At 50.7% G+C, this 19,346-nt stretch carries 17 protein-coding genes; 16 read left to right on the top strand and 1 reads right to left on the bottom strand.

Going from position 1 to position 19,346, the window contains the following annotated elements; translation table 11 throughout:
• Positions 1 to 31 precede the first annotated feature (31 nt).
• The 13 genes from ACFSUB_RS14695 to ACFSUB_RS14635 all read left to right on the top strand — a co-directional run bounded on the left by ACFSUB_RS14695 (position 32) and on the right by ACFSUB_RS14635 (position 15,481).
• Positions 32 to 1,534, top strand: a complete 1,503-nt coding sequence (locus tag ACFSUB_RS14695) for an extracellular solute-binding protein (protein ID WP_380714261.1) — start codon at positions 32 to 34, stop codon at positions 1,532 to 1,534.
• A 107-nt stretch (positions 1,535 to 1,641) separates the two neighbouring features.
• Positions 1,642 to 2,601 carry an ABC transporter permease gene (locus ACFSUB_RS14690; RefSeq protein WP_380714012.1) on the top strand — a complete coding sequence of 320 codons (960 nt, stop codon included), beginning with the start codon at positions 1,642 to 1,644 and terminating at the stop codon, positions 2,599 to 2,601.
• 21 nt (positions 2,602 to 2,622) lie between these two features.
• Complete coding sequence (locus ACFSUB_RS14685) at positions 2,623 to 3,498, top strand: carbohydrate ABC transporter permease (protein WP_380714011.1); 876 nt, start codon at positions 2,623 to 2,625, stop codon at positions 3,496 to 3,498.
• A 42-nt stretch (positions 3,499 to 3,540) separates the two neighbouring features.
• The gene (locus ACFSUB_RS14680) at positions 3,541 to 5,115 is read left to right on the top strand and encodes a glycoside hydrolase family 43 protein (RefSeq protein WP_380714010.1); all 1,575 of its coding nucleotides are present in this window, start codon (positions 3,541 to 3,543) and stop codon (positions 5,113 to 5,115) included.
• Positions 5,112 to 5,660 carry a hypothetical protein gene (locus ACFSUB_RS14675; protein WP_380714009.1) on the top strand — a complete coding sequence of 183 codons (549 nt, stop codon included), beginning with the start codon at positions 5,112 to 5,114 and terminating at the stop codon, positions 5,658 to 5,660. Before ACFSUB_RS14680 ends, ACFSUB_RS14675 begins: the two co-directional genes overlap by 4 nt.
• Positions 5,642 to 6,292, top strand: coding sequence for a YesL family protein (locus ACFSUB_RS14670; protein WP_380714008.1), 651 nt, complete (start codon positions 5,642 to 5,644; stop codon positions 6,290 to 6,292). The genes ACFSUB_RS14675 and ACFSUB_RS14670 overlap by 19 nt, the downstream gene beginning before the upstream one ends.
• A 278-nt stretch (positions 6,293 to 6,570) precedes the next feature.
• Entirely contained in the window at positions 6,571 to 8,643 is a 2,073-nt protein-coding gene (locus tag ACFSUB_RS14665; RefSeq protein ID WP_380714007.1) for a putative bifunctional diguanylate cyclase/phosphodiesterase, read from the top strand.
• 263 nt (positions 8,644 to 8,906) lie between these two features.
• Complete coding sequence (locus ACFSUB_RS14660; RefSeq protein ID WP_380714006.1) at positions 8,907 to 10,388, top strand: alpha-N-arabinofuranosidase; 1,482 nt, start codon at positions 8,907 to 8,909, stop codon at positions 10,386 to 10,388.
• Between the two features lie 206 nt (positions 10,389 to 10,594).
• On the top strand, positions 10,595 to 11,869 hold the full coding sequence (locus ACFSUB_RS14655; protein WP_380714005.1) for an extracellular solute-binding protein: 1,275 nt from the start codon (positions 10,595 to 10,597) through the stop codon (positions 11,867 to 11,869).
• 24 nt (positions 11,870 to 11,893) lie between these two features.
• Positions 11,894 to 12,778 carry a carbohydrate ABC transporter permease gene (locus ACFSUB_RS14650; RefSeq protein WP_380714004.1) on the top strand — a complete coding sequence of 295 codons (885 nt, stop codon included), beginning with the start codon at positions 11,894 to 11,896 and terminating at the stop codon, positions 12,776 to 12,778.
• Positions 12,779 to 12,795: 17 nt separating this feature from the next.
• Positions 12,796 to 13,647: a carbohydrate ABC transporter permease gene (locus tag ACFSUB_RS14645; RefSeq protein ID WP_380714003.1), complete on the top strand. Its 852-nt coding sequence runs from the start codon at positions 12,796 to 12,798 to the stop codon at positions 13,645 to 13,647.
• Between the two features lie 964 nt (positions 13,648 to 14,611).
• Positions 14,612 to 14,824, top strand: a complete 213-nt coding sequence (locus ACFSUB_RS14640; RefSeq protein ID WP_380714002.1) for a DUF6366 family protein — start codon at positions 14,612 to 14,614, stop codon at positions 14,822 to 14,824.
• Between the two features lie 72 nt (positions 14,825 to 14,896).
• On the top strand, positions 14,897 to 15,481 hold the full coding sequence (locus tag ACFSUB_RS14635) for a DUF421 domain-containing protein (RefSeq protein WP_380714001.1): 585 nt from the start codon (positions 14,897 to 14,899) through the stop codon (positions 15,479 to 15,481).
• 135 nt (positions 15,482 to 15,616) lie between these two features.
• On the opposite strand, the gene ACFSUB_RS14630 is transcribed toward ACFSUB_RS14635, so the two are convergent.
• On the bottom strand, positions 15,617 to 16,291 hold the full coding sequence (locus ACFSUB_RS14630) for a PspA/IM30 family protein (protein ID WP_380714000.1): 675 nt from the start codon (positions 16,289 to 16,291) through the stop codon (positions 15,617 to 15,619).
• Between the two features lie 248 nt (positions 16,292 to 16,539).
• Here ACFSUB_RS14630 and ACFSUB_RS14625 point away from each other — a divergent pair, with 248 nt between their 5' ends.
• The 3 genes from ACFSUB_RS14625 to ACFSUB_RS14615 are packed head-to-tail and all read left to right on the top strand — an operon-like array spanning position 16,540 to position 19,118.
• Positions 16,540 to 17,085, top strand: a complete 546-nt coding sequence (locus tag ACFSUB_RS14625; protein WP_380713999.1) for a DUF4247 domain-containing protein — start codon at positions 16,540 to 16,542, stop codon at positions 17,083 to 17,085.
• Positions 17,086 to 17,119: 34 nt separating this feature from the next.
• Positions 17,120 to 17,512 (top strand): DUF350 domain-containing protein, encoded by a 393-nt coding sequence (locus ACFSUB_RS14620; protein WP_380714260.1) that lies wholly within the window; start codon positions 17,120 to 17,122, stop codon positions 17,510 to 17,512.
• Positions 17,513 to 17,558: 46 nt separating this feature from the next.
• The gene (locus ACFSUB_RS14615) at positions 17,559 to 19,118 is read left to right on the top strand and encodes a polyamine aminopropyltransferase (protein WP_380713998.1); all 1,560 of its coding nucleotides are present in this window, start codon (positions 17,559 to 17,561) and stop codon (positions 19,116 to 19,118) included.
• The last annotated feature ends 228 nt before the right edge of the window (positions 19,119 to 19,346 follow it).

The raw sequence follows: 19,346 nt of genomic DNA, 5'->3' as shown, positions 1-19,346 counted from the left end.
CATTTTTTAAATGGGGGTATGAAAATTGAAAATGAAACGTACCGCGGTAGCTTTCTGCTTGATTGGGTTGGTATCGGCAGCTTGTTCGAACAATAATGAAAGCGCTTCAAATGAAGAAGGGAATGAAGGAGGCGGCGGGTCCGGGACGATTGAAATCATGTCGAACCTGCATACACCGGAAGTGCCGGAACCTTTAATTGAAGAAAAAGTCGAGGAGCAGACCGGTGTTGACCTGTCTATCAACTGGGTTCCTGATAACAACTATAACGACCGGCTCAATACCGCTTTTTCCACGGGAACCCTGCCGGATGTCGTGTATGTCAATTTTAATCATTATAATCAATTCAAGGATGCGATCAGGGATGACCAGTTCTGGGAAATCGGACCATACCTTGATGAATACGAAAACCTGAGTAAGCTGAAAGACAATGTGCTCGATAATTCCCGTGTGGATGGGAAGTTGTATGCGATTTATCAAGGGCGTCCTTTGTCGCGTCAGGGTCTGATTTACAGAAAAGACTGGGCGGAGCAGCTGGGCCTTGACGGACCTCCGGAAACGACGGAGGAATTCTTTGAATACGCCAAAGCTTTCACCGAGCAGGATCCGGATCAGGACGGACAGGACGACACGATCGGCCTGACCGACCGCGAAGATCTTGTGTACGGTGCGTTTAAAACCGTGTCTTCCTGGTTTGGCACGCCGAATGACTGGGGCGTTCAGGACGGGGAAATCCGGCCGGAGTTCATGTTCCCGGAATACGTGGATACGATGAAATTTTTCAGGAAGTTACATGAAAACGATTACATTAACCAGGACTTCCCGGTGACGAGTAAATCCGACCAGCAGGATATGTTCAAAAACGGAACCGCGGGTCTTTATGTAGGCTCGATGGGGGACGTTGGAACTCTTTACAACGATGCAGAAAATATTAACCCGGACGTGGAATATGATGTGCACAACCGGGTCAAGGGTCCGGACGGGGAATACGGTATATGGTCCATTCCAGGCTTCGGTTCCCTGCAGCTGTTCCCGAAATCGGCCGTGGAAACAGAGCAGGAACTCCGTAAAATCCTAGGTTTCTTTGACAAACTGATGGCCCCTGAAACGGCCAACCTTATTTCCTGGGGAATAAAAGGTGAACACTATGCGGTGGAAGATGGAAAAGCGGTCATGACCGAAGACAGCCAGAAATTCGACCGAGAAGTGAAACCGTACCAGTCGCTGGAAATCGGGGAGCCTGCAACGAATGGAAGCTATCAGTTGAAAGCGGAGTACGCGCCAAAAGCAAAATCAGAAGAACTAAATATAGATAACGAAGATTTTCTCATCGAGGATCCTACGCTGACGCTGGATTCGGAGACGGACCTGCAGAAGGGTACAAGACTGCAGCAGGGCATCAACGACGCAACGTACAACTTCATCCTGGGTGAGCTGGATGAAGAAGGCTTCGAGCAGGCCGTCCAGACGTGGAGAAACAATGGAGGAGACCAGATTATCAAGGAGTACACAGAGGGCTATCAGGAATCGCAGTAAACAGGTGTCAACGCCCGAAAAAAAGGCCGTGTGCTGCCGCAGAAGTTATATTTCTGCGGCAGCACACGGCCGACCCTCCTCCTATACAGAAAGGGTGAGAAAAACGAATGCAGAGTCAGACAGAGACGAAGGCGGGGAAGGTTCTCTCCAAAAACGAGAAATGGGAACTGATCAAAAAACGGATCAAAAAAAATAAACTGATCTATCTGATGATTCTTCCGGGTCTGTTGTATTTTTTCGTATACAAGTACATTCCGATGTACGGGTTGATCATATCGTTTCAAGACTATAAACCGTATCAGGGAATTATGGGAAGCCAGTGGGTGGGTCTGGAACATTTCAAGCGATTGTTTGCCGATCCTGATTTCTGGATGATATTTAAGAATACGCTTGTGCTGTTCGGGTTACAGTTGATCATCTTCTTTCCGGTTCCTATCATTCTTTCGCTCATGCTCAATGAAGTGCGGAGCATGCCGTTGAAACGGTCGGTGCAGACACTGATTTACATTCCCCATTTCATGTCGTGGGTCATTATCGTGTCGATCAGCTATGTTCTTCTCACGATGGATGGCGGGATGGTGAACGGCCTGCTGCAGCAGGCCGGTTTTCAGGAAGTCAATTTCCTTTTGAACCCGGACTGGTTCCGGCCTATGTATATTCTGCAGGTGATCTGGCGTGAAGCCGGCTGGGGCACGATTATTTTCCTGGCGGCGATTGCGGCGGTCGATGCGCAGTTATATGAAGCGGCCAAAATCGACGGCGCCGGCCGGTTCCGGCAGATGTGGCATATCACGCTGCCGGCGATAAAGGGCGTTATTGTCATTCTGCTTATCCTGAAAATCGGGGACGTGCTGGAACTTGGCTTTGAACATGTCTATCTCTTACTGAATGCTTCAAACAGAGAAGTCGCCGAAATCTTTGACACGTATGTGTATACGGCGGGTCTGAAGCAGGGGCAGTTCAGCTACAGCACGGCCGTCGGGTTTTTTAAAGGACTGGTCGGTCTGCTGCTGGTTGTGATCGCAAACTGGCTCGCCAAGAAAGCAGGAGAAGAAGGTGTTTATTAGAGTGTCCGGAGGAGGATGAAAATGATAGAGGATAAAACAGCCGGCGGGCGCTTGTTTACCGTCGTAAATACGACACTGCTGCTTCTTTTCGCCTTGCTTTGTATTCTGCCCTTGATGCATGTGATCGCCGGGTCGTTTACGACAAGCGCAGAACTTGCCGAAAAAGCATTTGTGATTTTTCCAACGGAATGGAGTATCGATGCCTACAAATATATTTTCTCGACGGATACGATTTTCCGTGCGCTGCTCGTTTCGATTTTCGTGACGGCGGGAGGGACCCTGTGGAGCATGCTGCTGTCGGTGCTTACCGGGTACGGCATGTCGCGTAAAGACCTGCCGGGCCGGCGGGTGATCATGTTTTTTATCGTGTTTACGCTGCTGTTCAACGGCGGTATGATCCCGACGTTTCTTGTCGTGCAGCAGACAGGACTGCTGAACTCTCTGCTCGCGCTCGTCATACCGGTATCGATCAATGCGTTCAACATGATTATTTTAAAAACGTTCTTTCAGAATCTGCCGGCGAGCCTGGAGGAATCGGCTAGAATGGACGGCTGTAATGATTTTGGGATTCTGTTCCGCATCGTGATTCCTTGTTCGATGCCGGCCATTGCGACGATTTCGCTGTTTTATGCGGTGACGTACTGGAATACGTATATGCATGCGATTCTGTATCTGGAGGATGCATCGAAATGGCCCGTACAGGTGCTGCTGCGTCAGATCGTTGTGCTTGCAAGCGGCATGAACTATGACGGATCCACCTATATGGATGTGCCGCCGCCGGAACAATCCGTGAAGATGGCCGTCATCGTCGTCGCAACGATACCGGTGCTTCTTGTTTACCCGTTCCTGCAGAAGCACTTTGCCAAAGGAGCCCTGCTCGGGTCTGTGAAAGGATAGAAGCACTATGCAGTATGTTCAAAAAAAGGAGGAAAATAATTTATGAGCACATTCAAAAATCCAATTTTGCAGGGGTTTTATCCGGATCCATCGATTTGCCGCGTGGGAGAAGATTATTATATGGTCACCTCGACGTTTGAGTATTTTCCGGGGGTTCCGATTTTTCACAGCAAAGATCTGGTGAACTGGAAACAGATCGGCCACGTGCTCGACCGGCCTTCGCAGCTCGATCTTGAGGGCACACCGCCGTCGCGCGGCATTTACGCACCCACGATCCGCTATCATGACGGAGTATTCTATATGATTACCACGTTTGTTGTCAGCCGTGAAGGAGAACGGCGGAACTTCTACGTCACCGCCGAAGACCCCGCCGGCCCCTGGTCGGATCCGAACTGGCTGGAAGGCGCTCCGGGCATTGATCCTTCGCTTTTTTTTGATACGGATGGAAGGGTGTATTACACGGGCAACCGCAAGCCGCCGCGGGGCCCGGAGTATCCTAAGCACAATGAGATATGGATGCAGGAGCTGGATCTAAAGACAAAGCAGCTGACCGGTGAGATTTACAGCTTGTGGGAAGGGGCGCTCAAAACCGCCCATGCCCAGGAAGCCCCGCATCTTTACTACGAACACGGCTGGTATTATCTGATGATCGCAGAAGGCGGTACCGGCTTCACCCACGCGGTGACGATGGCGCGAAGCCGTGACATCACCGGCCCGTACGAGGGATGCAGGCGGAATCCTATTTTGACGCACCGACATCTCGGCAGACTGGCACAAATCACAAACGTCGGGCACGCTGATATCGTAGAGACGCAGAACGGGGAGTGGTGGATGGTCTGTCTTGCATCGCGGCCGTACGGCGGAGAATACCGAAATCTCGGCCGGGAAACGTTTCTTGTTCCGTTCATCTGGGAGGATGGGTGGCCGCTCGTTCACCCGGGCAGAGGCGTGATTGACCAGGAGATGAAACGACCTGATCTGCCGGATACACCGGTCGAGACAGAGCAGTCTTTCGATGATTTTGATACAGAGAGCCTGGATTTTATTTGGAACGTCATCCGGACGCCGCATAAAACGTTTTGGTCGCTTGACGAGCGGCCTGGATTTCTGCGGCTGAAGACGAAAGAAGAAGCGGTGACCGAGGTGGCCAACCCAAGTTTTGTCGGGCGCCGGCAGCAGCATCAAAACATGACAGCACGAACCGGGATGGAGTTCCAGCCGAAACAGCACGGGGAAACGGCGGGTCTTTTGCTCCTGCAGAATCATAATTATCAGTTCCGGCTGGAGTACGGGGAGTTTCAAAACGGGCCGGGTGTCCGGGTCGTAAAACGAAAAGACGGAGAAGAGACCGTTCTTGGAAGTATGCCGTACACGGGAGAACGGCTGTTTCTGCAGGTGACAGCCCGGGGGCAGTCGTACAGTTTTTTCGCCGGAAAGGAAGAAGAGGCGCTCGAACCGGTGGCAGAAGATGCGGACGGCAGAATTTTGAGCACAGACGAAGCGGGCGGATTCACCGGGGCGTATCTCGGCATGTTCACATCAAGCAACGGGGAAAAGAGCACGAATCATGCCGACTTTGACTGGTTTCACTACGCGGGTCAGGAAGAAACGACATGAAAAAACGAATAACAGCTGGCGCTGTGGTGCTTGGATGCCTGTTTCTTTTTGGCGGCTGCGGCCGGGGAGACAGCGGGGTGGATATTCAGGTGTACGCCGATGACGTGAAAAAGGGCTGGAGTTCCGCCGAACAGGCAGCCGTGCCGGAGAACACAACTGTGCATGTCTACCCGTCCCTGGTTGAAAAATTTATCGTGGAAGTGGCCGGTCATAAGGGGGACATTTTCATCGTGGAGGAACCGATGCTCAAAGCCGCGCTGGAACCGGAAGGTCTGCATCCCCTGCAGGAACTGTCAGAGGAAAATGGCGGCACGCTGGGAGCGTCAGCGTTCCGGAAAGAGGAAGATACGCTGTACGCCGCGGTTATTCGTGAAGATGCGCCCCTGCTTCAGCACGTGGATGTATCGTTAAACAAACCGTTGATCGCGGTGATCCCGGTGTACAGTGATCAAAAGGAGCAGTCGCTTGATATATTGAAACAGGCACTGGAACAACCGCACCGGATAGGGAAAGGAAGGGGAGGAACATGGAATTCAACGGGCTGATGGCAGGGTTTTACAAAATAAGCCTGCTTATCTCGAGAATGGCTTATGTGAATGTGCTTTGGCTGGTTTTTACTTTAGCGGGCCTTGTGGTGTTTGGATTCATGCCGGCGACGGTGGCGATGTTTTCGGTCGTACGCCAGTGGATTCACAAAAACAGGGAGGTGGAGGTCTTCCGGTTTTTCTGGAAAACGTATAAAACGGAGTTCTTAAAATCCAACGCCCTGGGTGCGGTCCTCTTTGTGATTGGCACGCTGCTTTATGTGAATTTTCAACTGGTGCAGGCTCCGGAGTGGTGGATGATGATCCTGCGTTACGTGTTCCTTGTGTTAAGCGTGTTTTTCGCCATGATTCTCCTGTTTATTTTTCCGACGTATGCTCATTTTGAGTTGAAGCCGGTGCATTATATACGCACGGCTCTGCTCATAGCCATGTCTTATCCTCACTACGTGTTTGCGATGGGGGTGGGGATCTACGGTCTGCAGGAGCTGATGCTGTTCGCGCCCGGCTTTATTCCCTTTTTTGCGGCAAGCTGCGCGGGTTACCTCATCATGTGGCTGGCCGACAAGGCCTTTAAAAAACTGCGGTATCTGCCCGGTACAAAGGTCCGAAGCACGCCCGTTTCGAACGGATAGGGGTGCTGTGAACAGTCCAATGACCCATCAATGAGGGGAGGTGCACCTTCGTTGATGGGCTTTTATTTTTGGGTGGATGTTGCAGCATAAGAAAAGGAGCGGCATGTCAGAAGAGGGGGACCTTTTTTCATATTTGTCCGGAAAACGGGAAAGGAAAAATCAGACCTTTCCTAAAAGTTTCGTCCCATTTATTTCTTTACAGGTTTACATGTGTCTTTTGCCCCTTCATTCATAGTACAATGGTAACCAGTATGGAGCTGTGGAAGGAGGAGGCACGAATGATAGAGGATATCATGCAGGAATCAAAGGGAAACGGATCCTCCCGGCAGGGTATCTACATAATCGAAGACGGACACATGACGTACTGCAGCGAAGATGTGGCAGCCATGCTTGGAGCGGAGCAGTCTACGCTGGAACACGCATCGTTTCTGCCGGTCATCCGGGAGAGTGTCGAGAAGGAGAAGGCAGAGGAGTTTCAGAAGCTGATGGAAGGCCGGCACCGCCGGATTCATTTCTACACCGAAGCCTGCACCGGCAGCCGCGGGCCGATTAGTATGGAGTTGTACGCGCAGCTGGTGGAAGATGGAAGCAGCAGAAAGATCATGGGATTTATGGTGGATGTGACAGAGAAACAGCAAATCGAAACGAAGCTCCAGGATACTCTGAAAGATTTGGCGGATATGAAGTATGCGCTGGATCAATCCTCTATCGTTGCGATCACTGACCGCCAGGGCCGCATTACATACGTGAATGACAAGTTCTGTGAGATTTCGGGATACACAAGGGAAGAATTAATCGGAAATACCCACCGCGTTGTGAACTCGGGAGGGCATGACCGGGAATTTTTCAAAGAGATGTGGCGTACGATCGGTTCCGGAAATGTATGGCAGGGGGAATTCCGTAATCAGGCGAAAGATGGGTCGTATTACTGGGTGGAGACGACGATTGTTCCAGTGAAGGATGAAACCGGGAAACCGTATCAGTATCTTGCCATTCGTAATGACATTACCGACAATAAGAAAAATGAAGAAACCATCCGGCATATGGCGTATTACGACCATTTAACAGGGCTTGCCAACCGCCGTCTGTTTGATGAAACCCTCCATTCCAAAGTAGAAACGGCAAAAGCACAAGAAGAAATGTTCGGGATGATGCTCATTGATCTGGACGGCTTCAAATACATCAATGATACCCTCGGTCACCTCGTCGGAGACAAGCTCCTTGTGGAAGTGGCGCAGCGGCTGGACCGCATCGCGGGAGATCACGGTTTTACCGCCAGAATCGGGGGAGATGAATTTGCGGTGATTCTGGAGGAGATGCAGAACGTGGAGGAACTGAGAACTCTCGCTGAAGCTATTCTGTCCGGGTTTCAGGAGGCGTTTCTCGTGGACGATTATGAGCTGAATGTGACCGGCAGTATCGGAGCTTCGGTGTATCCGGAATCCGGCCGTGATGCCGTGACGATGACGCGTCATGCCGATCTTGCCATGTACCGCGTGAAAGGGGAGCAAAAGAACGAATATCGTCTTTACAGCGCGGAAGCGGATGAGGAGACAGAGCATCTGTTTTCCCTGCAGAATGACCTGGATGAGGCACTCGAGAAAGATCAATTTTATATGGTGTACCAGCCGAGAGTGAATCCGGCCGACGGTACGATCCATAGTATGGAAGCCCTGCTCCGCTGGGATCATCCGGAATACGGAAGCATTTCTCCTGGAGAGTTTCTCCCGCTCGCCGAAAAAACGACCTGGATCAACGACATCGGCGACTGGGTTATGCGTGCGGTGAGCTGTCAGATCCGGCTGTGGCAGCAGAAAGGACTGGAGCCTGTTCCCGTATCGCTCAATCTGTCGGCGAATCAGCTGCTGCAGACAAACGTTGTTCCTCATTTTCTGTCCATTTTTCAGGAATACAATGTGCTGCCGGGATGGCTCGAACTCGAAATCACGGAGAGTATGTTAATTGAAAATGAATCGACCGCCCGGGATATCCTGGGAAGCCTGCAGGAACACGGGGTCCGCATCGCGCTGGATGACTTTGGCACCGGGTATTCGGCACTGTCTTACCTGCAAAAGTTCCCGGTGGATACCTTGAAGCTGGATCGTTCGCTGGTCCAGGGTGTCTCGGAAGAAGCCGGGTATCAACCGATTGCAGATACGGTAGTGTATCTTGGACACTCGCTTGGGATGAACGTAGTGGCCGAAGGCGTTGAATGTGACAAAGAATGCCGGGCGCTGCGGTCGCTGGGAATCGATGAGATTCAGGGCTTCTACTTCAGCCGCCCGCTTTGGACTGAAGAAGTCTATCCGCTGCTCGTCTCCGGTATTATTCCTGCACCGACGCAGACGTAAAAGGTGCGGGCGGCAATGGAATAGAAAATGGCGGGTGTTGTGGACAGCATGCCGGGCGGACTGTCTATAACTTGAGGATACTGGACACTTTTGCGTGAAACAGCGCGGAAGTGTCCAGTATTTTTGGATAGGAGACAACATAAGAGGTGATCGGGGGAAAAGTGTCTACAATACCACCAGCATTTTTAGAAGTTGACATATTTTTCCCATTACTTTACACTACTTGTACGTATAAGCTGATTCAAAACAAGGGAGGCGGAGATATGAAACATAACGTAACAGTAAATACCGATCAGCAGGAAGCGGTGATCAGCCGTCATATTTACGGACATTTTGCGGAACATCTCGGGCGGTGCATTTATGAAGGATTGTGGGTAGGGGAAGATTCATCGATTCCCAACACAAACGGGATTCGCACAGATGTTTTGAAAGCGCTTCAAAATATCAACATTCCGGTACTGCGCTGGCCGGGGGGATGCTTTGCCGATGAATACCACTGGAAGGACGGTATCGGTCCGCGCGAAGAACGGAAACGGATGGTGAACACGCACTGGGGCGGTGTGGTGGAAAATAACCACTTCGGTACCCACGAATTTCTTATGTTGTGTGAGATGCTTGGGACAGAGCCTTACATCTGCGGCAATGTTGGAAGCGGTTCCGTACAGGAAATGTCGGAGTGGGTGGAGTACATGACATTTGACGGGGAGTCTCCGATGGCGGACCGGCGTCGTGAGAACGGCCGCCGGGATCCGTGGAATGTGACGTATTTCGGTGTCGGTAATGAGAGCTGGGGCTGCGGCGGTCACATGCGGCCGGAGTTTTATGCGGATCTGTACCGGCAGTATCAGACGTACGTACGGGAATACGACGGCAACCGGTTGTATAAAATCGCCGGCGGAGCGAACGTCGACGATTACCGCTGGACGGAGGTGCTCATGCGCGAAGCGGCGCCGTTTATGGATGGACTCAGTCTTCATTACTACACGATTCCGGGTGATTTCTGGAAAGGAAAAGGGTCGGCCCTTGATTTTGACAAGGCAGAATGGGACATCACGATGGAGCGTGCGCTTCACATGGATACGCTTATTTCGCGGCACCGCGCGATCATGGACAGTTATGATCCGGAGGAAAAGGTCGGCCTGATTGTCGATGAGTGGGGGACGTGGTTTGACGTGGAGCCTGGGACAAATCCCGGTTTTCTTTACCAACAGAATACGATCCGGGATGCGGTGGTGGCAGGGGTTACCCTGAACATTTTTAACCGTCATGCCGGGCGCGTCCACATGGCTAATATCGCGCAGATGGTGAATGTGCTGCAGGCCATGGTGCATACCGAGGAGGAAAAAATGTTTCTCACGCCGACGTATCACGTGTTTCATATGTACCAGGTGCATCAGGACGCGGCACTGCTCCCGCTTCATTTGGACAGTGACATGAGCGGAGAAAACAGGGCGTACCCCCAGGTTCACGGGTCGGCCTCAAAGCAGGATGATGGGACGGTGCATGTCAGTCTCTGTAATCTTGATATGGAAGAAGATGCGGACGTGACGCTTGATATGCGGGGGTTGCCGGATGAAGTGACATGGAACGGTACTATCCTGACCGCGGAACATAAACATGACCATAACACGTTTGAAGATCCGGAACGCGTTCAACCGGAAGCATTCCAGGATTACAAGGCAGACGGCGGGGCCGCGGAGCTCCGGCTTCCACCCATGTCTGTTGTTGTCCTTGATATCTCCTGATAGGTTACTGTCATCCTCTGCCACATAGGCAGGGGATTTTTCTTTTATATTTCCAAAATTGTAAAAATACTGTTGCCTTTTCTTCCTCCCACGCTTATAATTATTGTAACTTATACGTATAAGTAAGTAGTGCTTCTTATTTTTTTATCCATATGTACGAACAAGAATTTTTGAAAGCGCTTTAATTAAGGGAAGGAGGAGGAAACATGAAAAAACCCGTTTATGCAGGAATGGTACTGCTGCTCATGGCCGCCGGATGTCAGTCTCAGGACGCGGGTTCCAGCGCGGAAACTGGTCCGGTGGAGGTGGAGATGTGGTCCTTGTTCAGTGGAGGAGATCAGGCGTATATGCAGTCTTTAATAGACGGTTTTAACGAGAGCCAGGAGGAGTATGAAGTGGTCATGCCGGCACCGTCGGAAGCGGCTGATCATTATACGAAAGTGGTGACGAGTGTGGCTGCCAACCGCGGTCCTGATATGGCGGTTGCTCACGCATCGATCATCCCGGAATTTTACAACCTTGGATTGACAAAGCCGATTGATGAACCGGCGGAAAATGCAGATCTTGATTTGACGGAAGTGAACGAAAACATTCTCCAAACGCTGAAGATGGAAGACAACAAGATTCATTCGTTTCCTATCGATACTCACCCGACTGTGATGTTTTTCAATAAAACCCTTCTCGAAGAGGCGGGACTGTTAACAGAATCTGGAGAAGTGGATATGGAAGAGACGCCGGAAGGATTCATTGATTTTTACCAGCGGGCCGAAGAGGCGCTTCCGGATACAATACCACTAGCGGTGCCGACGGTCGGTTATGATGCTTTCACCTTGTGGTGGGCGTTCTATCATCAGATGGGCGGAAGTGACATCTACTCCGATGACCTTCAGGAGCCGGACGTTACGATGGATAACAAAACGGCGGTAGAAGCAGCAGAATACCTGAAAAGTATGTTTGGAAAAGAGGGATTCATTCCTCCGAATATTTCCGATCCTTACGAGCAGTTTCAGACCGACCGTGCATTGAGTCTTATAACAGGAGTATGGGGGACTGGAGTGTGGGAAACGGATGAGTCGTTTGAATTTATCGCGCAGCCGATTCCAACACTGTTTGAGGAACCGGCAACGTACGGCGATTCCCATACACTTTTCATTCCGGAACAAGAAAGCACCACCGATGAAAAAACGGCCGGCGCGGCAGCTTTCATGAGCTATCTTCACGACAATCAGGCACAGTGGGCGCAGGCAGGACATATTCCGGCCAACGATGAAGTAGCAGCTTCCGAAGAATTTAATGAGATGCCGTACCGTCCGGATTATGCCGGCGTGGTAGAAGACGTGGAGCAGCCATCGGGAACGATTTACTCGAACATGTCCACCGACGTTATGATGAGAAACCTTGATGAGATCTGGGCCGGCCGGGTGACACCGCAGGAAGGCATTGAAAACCTGGAGCAGGAACTCGACGAACTGGTGAAATAAATATAGAACAGGAGGGGCAGACGAATGAAAAATCAGGCTTTGCGAAATGACATGATCGCCGGCATGTTTTTACTTCCCTTTTTTCTCATTTATGTAGTGTTTACGATTTTTCCGATATTCAAAGGGCTGCAGATGAGCTTTTTTAACTGGTCGCTGATTGAGCAGGGGGAGTTTGCCGGGTTTTCGCAGTACACGGCGCTGTTTACGGACCCGGACTTCTGGCAGTCGCTTTGGAATACGACACTGTTTGTGATTCTGTCCACGCCGGGCATGATTCTGCTTGCGCTGGTGCTGGCACTGCTTGCCAATATTAATGTCGGTCCGAAAATGCGGACGTTTTTAAGAGGGTCCTACTTTATTCCGAGTATCCTGTCGGTTTCGGTTATTTCCTATATTGCGATTTTTATGCTTCAGCCGTACAGCGGCATCGTGAATAATCTGTTGAATTCCGTTGGATTTGAAGGGCAGGTGTACTGGCTGGCCAACCCGGTGCTCGCCTGGGTAAGCATTGTCGGGGTCACCTTATGGTGGACAGTCGGTTTCAACTTCATTTTGTTTTTGACTTCGCTTCAGGATATCCCGGATTCGTACTATGAAGCAGCCGAAATTGACGGGGCCACGCGCTGGCAGATGTTTAAAGATGTGACCCTGCCGCAGCTCATTCCGATTTCCCGGGTTATTTTTCTATTACAGGTGCTCGCTTCATTCAAAGTGTTCGCCCAAATTCTACTGATCACCGACGGGGGTCCGGGGACCTCGACGCGTCCGCTGATTCAGTATATTTACGAGATGGGCTTTGAACAATATGATCTTGGGTACGCGGCGGCTATGTCTTACGTGCTGTTCTTTATTCTGCTTATCTTTTCGGTTATCCAGATCCGCAGCGGCGGACAGGGCCGTATGATCTAAAAGGGAGGTACATCAAAATGAGTCAAACGAAAAACACGCTGCTGCAGCGGAATCGTGATCCTTACCTGCGCATCAAGATTCTCATCGGGGTGATTCTGGCAGGCGTTTTCCTTTTTCCAATTATCTGGATGCTGTTTGTCTCGGTGAAGCCCGAAGACATGTCGATCACCGCTCCGCTTAACTGGTTTACACCGCCGTATACGTTGTCCAACTACGCTGCAGTGGTGGGAGAAAGTGATGTGCTGCTCTGGTTGTTCAACAGCGCCTTTGTCGGGTTTGCGACGACGGTCATTACTTTAATTGTGACGTCGCTTGCAGCATTTGCGATTTCCAAAATTAAGTTCCGCTACCGGCGGGCCATTTTTCTGTTCTTTCTCGCCGGGATGATGGTACCGGGGGAAGCGACGATTATTCCTCTGTTTGAAATCGTAAAAAGCATGAACCTGCTTGATTCCTATACGGCCCTTATCCTGCCGATGACCGCGTCCCCGATCGGGGTGATTATTCTTAAGAGTTTCTTTGACGGGGTCCCGGATGAGCTGATGGAAAGCGCGAAAATCGACGGCTGCTCGCACTGGCGCCTGTACTGGAATATTGTACTTCCGCTTGCCAAACCGGCCATGGCCGCTATCGCGATCTTCACGTTTATCGGTTCGTGGAACAACTTTCTGTGGCCGTTTCTGGCGATTGTATCCGAAGAATTGTATACGCTTCCAATCGGTATTCCGTCCTTTAACTCTACGTATTCCACGACTTATATGCTGCCAATGACGGTGAATGCGATTGCCTCGCTGCCGGTTATAATCGCGTTTCTCATTTTTGAGAAACAAATTGTCAAAGGGGTCAGTTTCACCGGTATTAAAGGGTAAAAAAAACGTCCGGAAGCGCGGTGCTTCCGGACGTTTTTACGAGTATTTATATCTTACCCTGTCACCGGGTCCATTGCATTAGTCGATGAACGTACGGTTTTCGAGCATTTTTTTTGCTTTACGTTCCTGAGATTCATAAATGGAATTGAGGACACTTTTAAATACGCGCTTCATCTTGCGTTCCCCCTATCGCTTAAGTTCTATCTGCATCATACTCCCAGCCATGCAAACAGACAACGTCGTGAAAATCCCATGAAAACGACAACATTTCCTATGAAAGCGCGTGAAAAAGCGCTTTATCTCTTTTTTCCTCCCTTTTGCTTTGAATTTGGGGGTCATCCGATATGTGTGAAAAGTCCTTATCTTCCAACAGAAAAGGAAAACGGTGTGCTGCGGGGGTTGGCTATGTGTTACGGTGCACGTTCTGCCTGGTGCGAGAACGAGGGTCAGGCAGGGACTTACAAGCGGAATGTGTCTGTTTACATGCGGAATTCTCTGATTTACATGCCAACGAACAGGAAATACAGTCCAAGCCGCATGGTACCTGCCGAATAAGGTCCGTTACATGCCGGATCTGGTGATTTACATGCCAAATAGACACATTTACATGCCAAAGGCCGCAGCAGAGTATTTTTCCGCACGGGCGTCCGCAGCACAAAAAAGCCCGGACGATTTCTGTGCAGAAAGCGTCCGGGTATCATTGTAAAATTGGTTCTTTCTTTGTTACCGCGCCGTTTACCGGAAGAGTACAACATACGTCAGTTTCATCATCGCCAGCATGCCGGGATTTCTGTATCTGTTCACGTTGTTCCCTCCTAATATGTGATTAAGTGTAGTGTCGCATATAATATGCGCGCCATCTACATATTTGTAAGAAAACATCCCATCATTATTTTCCAGGCCGGTGTTGGATGGTGCTTGGGTGTTGCGGTAGAATGGGAGGAAGAAAAAGGAGGGACGATCGATGGCAGAGGAAAAGCGTCCGGATCGAAAACAGGAAAAAATGAAGGAGCAGGAGCGGCGTCATCATGCGGTGGGAAATGCAAGAGACGGATACCACCGTTCCCAGGTCGGCGGTGCGTCTGATCTCCTGCGCGGGCTCGGATGGAAAGGGTTCCTTGTACTGATTGTCGTGCTATTTGTGCTTTACGCCGTTTATGCTCTTTTCCTGCGCTGATGGAACCAGGGGCCGCATAACCCCGGGTATTCTTTCTCATACTAAGTAAAAATTCAGAAAGGATACGGAGTTATGAATGTTGATGTAATCTGGGAATCGGTGCTGCTTGTGGCGGCCGGAATTCTTATACTGCGGATTGCCGGGCGCAAGTCGATTTCGCAGATGTCGCTTGCGCAGACCGTCGTGATGATTTCCATCGGGTCGATCATTATCCAGCCGATTATTGAAGACAGCATATGGAATACGGTAGTGGCCACGCTTATGTTTGTGCTGATGCTTGTGCTTATTGAGTACCTGCAGATGAAGTTTAACGGGGTGGAACGATTTGTGACCGGGAAGGCAAAAGTGGTGATTGAAGAAGGAGTGCCCCAGTATGAGACGCTGCGGAAGATGCGCTTCACGGTGGATACGCTCGAGATGCGGCTGCGCCAACAGGGAATATCGAGCATTGCCGACGTCAAGACAGCGACGCTTGAACCGAACGGCCAGCTCGGGTATGAGCTGGTGGAAGACGCCAAGCCGCTGACAGTGGGGCAGTTCAAGGAAATGATGGCAGGAAGCATTACGATGCCGCGCGAGAGCGGCGGGGCGCCGGATGTGTTTGAGGAAGTGCGCAAGAACCGCCACCGGGCTCCCAATGCAGACAATCTGCGGTGAGAGTGGAGCGGGGATTGCTGCGTTCGGACATATCGGCGGTTCAGTCCCATATATCGGCGAGGACGGTGGGCCTGCACGGACGGGGTCCTTCTACATAGATAAAGGAGGCGGTCCGGATCGGCCGCCTCCTTTTCTTTACCCGTTATTCTTTTCTTTCATTTTTGCTTTCATTGCGGCGAGCTCGTCATCGACGTCGTCTTTGTCGAGTTCGTCGAGTTCATCGTCGAGGGAATTGCCGGAATCGCGCATTTCTTTGCTTGTTTCGGCGTGGGCCTCGAGTTCATCCACTTTTTCCGACATCCGGTCGAAGCCGGCGGAGGCATTCTCCGAACCGAAGCTGGACATGGATTCGTTGATTTTCTGCTGTGCTTTGGCGGAGCTTGCCCGCGCTTTCAGCGTTTCTTTCTTCGCTTTCATCTTTTCATATTCATCTTTCATGTCCTGCAGCTGATCGCGGAGCTGCTGGCTGGACTGCTTGGCGTTTTCGTGGGTAGGGGTGAGTTCATCGACTTTTTCCTGGTGCTTGTTCTTGTCCTCAAGCGCACGCCGGGCCAGATCTTCATCTTCTTTTTCGAGGGCTTTTTCCGCCTGTTCCTGCCGTTTGTCCCGCATTTCAACCGCATCATCGAGCTGTTTCTTGAATTTCTTTTCGATGCTGATCTGCTGGGCTACGTTGGTTTCAGCTTCTTTCATATCTTTTTCCATGTCAAGTAAATATTGATCGAGAAGCTTTTCCGGATCTTCCGCCTTGTCCAGCATGGCGTTCATGTTCGATAGGGTGACATCTTTCAGCCGTTTAAAAATACTCATAGGAACCCTCCTGATAACTTAAAGTTCAAGACATCTTTCACTTCTATTTCTATTATACTGGAGACGTGCATTTTTTAAAACAAATTCCTATTTGTGAAAAAAACCGCGTTCGCCTTTTCAATTTGATAAGACTCTCGTAAAATGAAAGACGTTCACCTGATTAAAAATGGAAATGAAACGAACACTGTGCCGCAGCCGTACAGTGGTGTATGATTGATGTCAACCGGTGGAGGAAAGGAGGTAAGGTGTTGCACAAAAAAGTATTCATCATTATGATTGCTCTGGTGTTTTTGCTCACGGGCTGCTTATCCGGGGGAGGAGTCGTGTCTCAGCATTACGAACTGGAAAATGTCATGGAAGACGAGGCGGGAAATGAATCCCACGTCTACAAGGCACCGGATACGACCGTTCCTCAAGCGGCAGCGACCATCCGGGAAGACAGCAGCCCGGAAGAGGTATCAGCAGAAGATGAAGAACGGATGTTTCTCGTCTATGACGACCGTACCATCCAGGTCATGCAGGATTCAGAACAGCCCGGCGATTCGCTCGTGGAAGTGTCGGAACAGGAATTTGTAGAAAACAACTACAGCCCGTCCATGCTGGAAACGTATGCCATGTTCAGCATCATGTCGAATCTGTACAACATGGGGGTCCGGACCCGCGATAAGCAGTATGAAGGATATGTCGGCACGAATGGAAACTATCACCGCGACCCGTCCACGCGTGGGTCCAACCGTTCAGGATCTGTCAATTCCACAGGAACCCGCGGCGGCGGATTCGGCTTTGGAAAGTAATAATTACATACGATAAGGAGGAATACACGTGGATATGTCAATATTTTGGGAATCGATACTATGGTTTGTCATTGTCATGGCCGTCATTTTTATTGCAGCCTTTATTTTCGAAAAGGTGACGAAGTTTAAGGACAGAGAAGAAATCAAGGCCGGGAACGTGTCGGTGGCGCTTTCGCTGGCGGGTAAACTTTACGCTCTCGGCTACATTATGAAAATATCCGCAGAAAATGCGTACAACCTCGGGGAAGCGCTCGCCTGGGGTGTCATCGGGTTTGTCTTTTTGATTGTCGGATATTTCCTGTTCGAATTTTTGACACCGTCCTTTAAAGTGGATGATGAGCTGGCAAAAGACAACAAAGCGGTAGGGATCATGTCGCTTGCGATTTCCGTCGTGATCGCCCATGCCGTAGCAATTGCGATTATCTAAAGGGGCGCTCGAAGCGTCCTTTTTCTTTTGAAAGAGGGAATATACCTTGTTGCAGCAGTGGAAAAAACCAACCAATCTTTTGTATATTTCATCCTTTGTCGTATCAATATGCGGCATTATCTATCAGATGATGCTCGGCGCGGCCGGTTCCTATTTAATGGGAAGTTCGGTCCTTTCCTACGCCATCGCGGTCGGAGGGAGCCTGTCCGGGATGGGGGTCGGATCGATGCTGTCCGGGTATCTGCACCGGCACCTTGTGAACCGCATTATCGGGATTGAGTACATCATCGGCCCCATCGGCGCGTCTTCCACCCTGTTCATCTACATGATGTTTTCCACGGTCGGAAGCGATACAGCATCGGTGTTTTTCTGCCTGTTCATCTTTTTAATCGGCTGTCTGACGGGGATGGAACTCCCGATTTTAATGCGGGAGGCGGAGAAACGCGGCGATGAACTGAAAAAAAGCGCCGCCCTCACGTTGTTCAGCGACTACGCGGGTTCGCTGATCGGAACGCTTGGGTTCGCGCTTCTATTAAGCCCGTGGCTCGGTTTTATCCAGACGGCGTTTTTTGTCGGGATTATTAACGTGGCGGTGGCGTTCTGGCTCACTTTTGCGTTTAAGCATGAGATTCATAAGCCGAAACGGGCCCAGATCATCGGCGCCGTGCTGCTCGTGCTGCTTGGGTTCGGCTTTATCTTCGGCAACAGTTACGCGCAGGTTCTCGAGCAGCACTTGTACCAAAGCCCGGTCGTCATCAATGAAGAGACGCGCTATCAGAGAATCATCGGCACGCAGGCGCCCGGCGATTTCCGTCTGTACCTGAACGGCAATCTGCAGTTTGCCGAATCCGATGAATACCGGTACCACGAAACGCTTGTCCACCCGGGGATGGGGCTTCTTCAGCAGAAACAGGAGAAAAATGGAGGAAAGAACGTGCTCGTTCTCGGGGGAGGCGACGGTCTGGCGGTGCGGGAGCTTTTGACCTATGATACGGTGGAATCCATCACGCTTGTTGATCTGGATCCGAAAGTGACGGAGCTCGCCCGTACGAATCCCCATTTGACCGATATTAATGAACACTCCCTTGAGGATGAACGTGTCTCGATTGTGCACGGGGATGCGTTCAACTACTTAAAAGAAGACGACACGACGTACGATTATATTTTATCCGACCTGCCGGACCCGAACACGCTGGAGCTGAACAAGCTCTACACGAGGGAAATGTACGGGTTGATGTATGAACGGCTGGCTCCGCAGGGCGTGGTCGTCGTGCAGTCGACCAGTCCTGTTTTCTCGAGAAAAGCATACTGGACTATTTCCGATACAATCGAAGGCGCCGGTTTTTTCGTCGACAACCTGCACATCAATGTGCCGTCATTTGGCAACTGGGGATTCACCATGGCCGCCAAGCAGCCGTTTGATCCCGCCGACGTTTCCATACCCGAAGCAGCGCACACTAAGTACCTGCAGGAGGGAATGCTCCCCGGACTTTTTCAGTTCGCCAAGGATGAAAACGCAGATATCGAAGGCTTCACCTACCAGGAAAACTCCATCAATCACCCCATTTTGACAGAGTTGTACAACGATGCATGGAGATACTACTGATCTCCATGCTTTTTAATTTTTGTTCATCGGCTGGTCCGGGGTGCATGGACACTAAACTGCCGGCGGGCGGATTTAGTGTCCACGCATTTTTGCCGGGGGACACTATCGCCGGCAGCAGACCTCGTAGTGTCCACGGACGGGCAGGGAAGGGACACTAATTGCTTAAGTACATCGGGTAGTGTCCATGGAGAGTTATACTTGAATTGGGTGATAGAAGAGTGGAATGAT

The organism is Salibacterium lacus (genome assembly GCF_042684865.1).
Classification (GTDB): domain Bacteria; phylum Bacillota; class Bacilli; order Bacillales; family Marinococcaceae; genus Salibacterium; species Salibacterium lacus.
Note: the sequence above shows the minus strand (reverse complement) of the source record. Positions and strands in the feature narration are given on the sequence as shown.

Coding starts and splice junctions, on each gene's coding strand:
- ACFSUB_RS14695 (WP_380714261.1), top strand. CDS start 32: ATGAAACGTACCGCGGTAGCTTTCTGCTTGATTGGGTTGGTATCGGCA.
- ACFSUB_RS14690 (WP_380714012.1), top strand. CDS start 1,642: ATGCAGAGTCAGACAGAGACGAAGGCGGGGAAGGTTCTCTCCAAAAAC.
- ACFSUB_RS14685 (WP_380714011.1), top strand. CDS start 2,623: ATGATAGAGGATAAAACAGCCGGCGGGCGCTTGTTTACCGTCGTAAAT.
- ACFSUB_RS14680 (WP_380714010.1), top strand. CDS start 3,541: ATGAGCACATTCAAAAATCCAATTTTGCAGGGGTTTTATCCGGATCCA.
- ACFSUB_RS14675 (WP_380714009.1), top strand. CDS start 5,112: ATGAAAAAACGAATAACAGCTGGCGCTGTGGTGCTTGGATGCCTGTTT.
- ACFSUB_RS14670 (WP_380714008.1), top strand. CDS start 5,642: ATGGAATTCAACGGGCTGATGGCAGGGTTTTACAAAATAAGCCTGCTT.
- ACFSUB_RS14665 (WP_380714007.1), top strand. CDS start 6,571: ATGATAGAGGATATCATGCAGGAATCAAAGGGAAACGGATCCTCCCGG.
- ACFSUB_RS14660 (WP_380714006.1), top strand. CDS start 8,907: ATGAAACATAACGTAACAGTAAATACCGATCAGCAGGAAGCGGTGATC.
- ACFSUB_RS14655 (WP_380714005.1), top strand. CDS start 10,595: ATGAAAAAACCCGTTTATGCAGGAATGGTACTGCTGCTCATGGCCGCC.
- ACFSUB_RS14650 (WP_380714004.1), top strand. CDS start 11,894: ATGAAAAATCAGGCTTTGCGAAATGACATGATCGCCGGCATGTTTTTA.
- ACFSUB_RS14645 (WP_380714003.1), top strand. CDS start 12,796: ATGAGTCAAACGAAAAACACGCTGCTGCAGCGGAATCGTGATCCTTAC.
- ACFSUB_RS14640 (WP_380714002.1), top strand. CDS start 14,612: ATGGCAGAGGAAAAGCGTCCGGATCGAAAACAGGAAAAAATGAAGGAG.
- ACFSUB_RS14635 (WP_380714001.1), top strand. CDS start 14,897: ATGAATGTTGATGTAATCTGGGAATCGGTGCTGCTTGTGGCGGCCGGA.
- ACFSUB_RS14630 (WP_380714000.1), bottom strand. CDS start 16,291: ATGAGTATTTTTAAACGGCTGAAAGATGTCACCCTATCGAACATGAAC.
- ACFSUB_RS14620 (WP_380714260.1), top strand. CDS start 17,120: ATGTCAATATTTTGGGAATCGATACTATGGTTTGTCATTGTCATGGCC.